The following is a 1816-nucleotide window of genomic DNA, read 5'->3' as shown; positions in this document are numbered from 1 at the left end:
TATTCATGTATTACTCTTATTGTATTTGGTAAAATTTCATTCAATTTTTTTAAATCATTGTAACCATATTTAAAAACAGGTTGTGAGGATAACTTTGATACCGATTGATGTCTCTTTGTATTATTCGCAATTGTTTTTGAGCAAAATTCAATCGCAAATGTCAAATTATGATCTCCCATCTTTTTGATAATAGTGTCCAATAATTGAGTCATTACACTCTCATCAAAATACATCAATACACCTTCAATAATAAACAATATATCTGACTTACTATTAAAAAATTTATAATTTTTGACATCATCAATCCAACTGTAATCTAGCATAGATTTAGATATCATCTTATAACTATTACTTTCTTTAAAAAATGTTTTTCGTATTTCTATTGATTCTGGTACATCTAAATCTATCCATGATATTTTTTCTTTATTAAATCTTTGAAACCTTGTATCTAAGCCACAACCTATATTGACCACGATTAAATCTTTATTATCCTTGATAAGCCTCTTAGTAACACAATCTATTATCACAGTACGTATACTAATTCCAATTTGAGACATGTCATCACATGTAACATTTTTGTACATATCATCTAAACCATCAAATATTTTTTTAGATAGTGCGTCTTTTATTATTGGTTTTTCGTTTTCGTACTCTTTTGCTCGAGCTATCAAAGGAATTAACATTGATTCGGGAATTCCAACCAGTTGCTTCATTTAATCACTCCTTAAAAACATTAGTACCAATGCATAAGAAAATTTTTACAACTTATTTCTATTATTTTTTATTTAAAATTTCTTTTTTTAATTTACTTCTCAAATGTTCTAATGTAATAGGATCTGTGAACCAATAATCTTCTGCTTTATATGAAATTACATGTCCTTTTTTTACAGCTTCAATATTCTGCCATGTATGTGTTTTTTCAAAATCAAATTTTCCGTACGAAGGTTTACTTAAAAATATATAATCACCAGCATATTTACTAATATTTTCTTTTGAAATGGAAGCATAGCCTTTTTTATCTTCTTGTAATTTATCTTTATATTGCTTTGTCATTGGCATACCGAATGCATCATGAACAATATCCAAACCACGACCCCATGTAGAGTTATATATGTATATTTGCTTTTCATCTGGTTCAAACACAGATGCTGTTGCTTGACCAATTTTACTTTGAATTTCTTTTTTATCTTTTCTAGTTTTATCGTCCCACTCTTCAATCCATTTTTTAGCTTTATCTTCATTATTAGTCAACTTGCCTATTTCTTTTAATATTTCTTTATGATTGTATTTATTGTATGTATATGGGATTGTTGGCGCTATTTTTTGGTATTTTTTTATATTTTTATCCATAGCATCTACAACAATTAAATCTGGTTTTGCTTTAGCAACTCTTTCAACATCATTTTCTCCAATATAATCAACCCCTTTTAAATAAGGTTTTAAAATTGAAGAATCTTTAGTTATATCTGAAACAGCAATTGGTTTGATTCCTAACTTTATAAAATCACCAACATAAAATCCAGTTAATACAGCAACTCTTTTAGGTTTCTCTGGTACTTTCAGTGTTTCACCATTTTCAATTTTATAGTCTGTAGTCTTTGTCGAGTTACTTGTTTTATCGACAGATGCTGAACACGCAGTCAAAATAAATAAATTACATAATAAAATTCCAATTAATCTTTTCATAATATCATCCTTTTGTTTTTTAATTGATATTCATTTTCAATTATAAAATATTAAAAGAATTAGTCAACGCCTGTTAGTAATACACATCAGTAACATTTCTATTTTCATTTATGATATTATCTAATTATTA

Annotated in this window: 2 protein-coding genes; both read right to left on the bottom strand. The window is 26.8% G+C overall.

What is annotated here, in order from left to right; translation table 11 throughout:
* Nucleotides 1-713: class I SAM-dependent methyltransferase (locus IDG60_RS12910; RefSeq protein WP_048523741.1), on the bottom strand; the 713-nt coding region annotated here is incomplete at its 3' end.
* A 61-nt stretch (nt 714-774) separates the two neighbouring features.
* Complete coding sequence (locus tag IDG60_RS12905) at nt 775-1686, bottom strand: iron-hydroxamate ABC transporter substrate-binding protein (protein WP_000825510.1); 912 nt, start codon at nt 1684-1686, stop codon at nt 775-777.
* Nucleotides 1687-1816: the final 130 nt, after the last annotated feature.

This window comes from Staphylococcus sp. EG-SA-2, assembly GCF_017152085.1.
This window is presented reverse-complemented; position numbering and strand designations above follow the sequence as displayed.

What these genes read in the sequence shown, in the direction of transcription:
- IDG60_RS12905 (WP_000825510.1), bottom strand. Translation starts at nt 1,686, where the DNA reads ATGAAAAGATTAATTGGAATTTTATTATGTAATTTATTTATTTTGACT.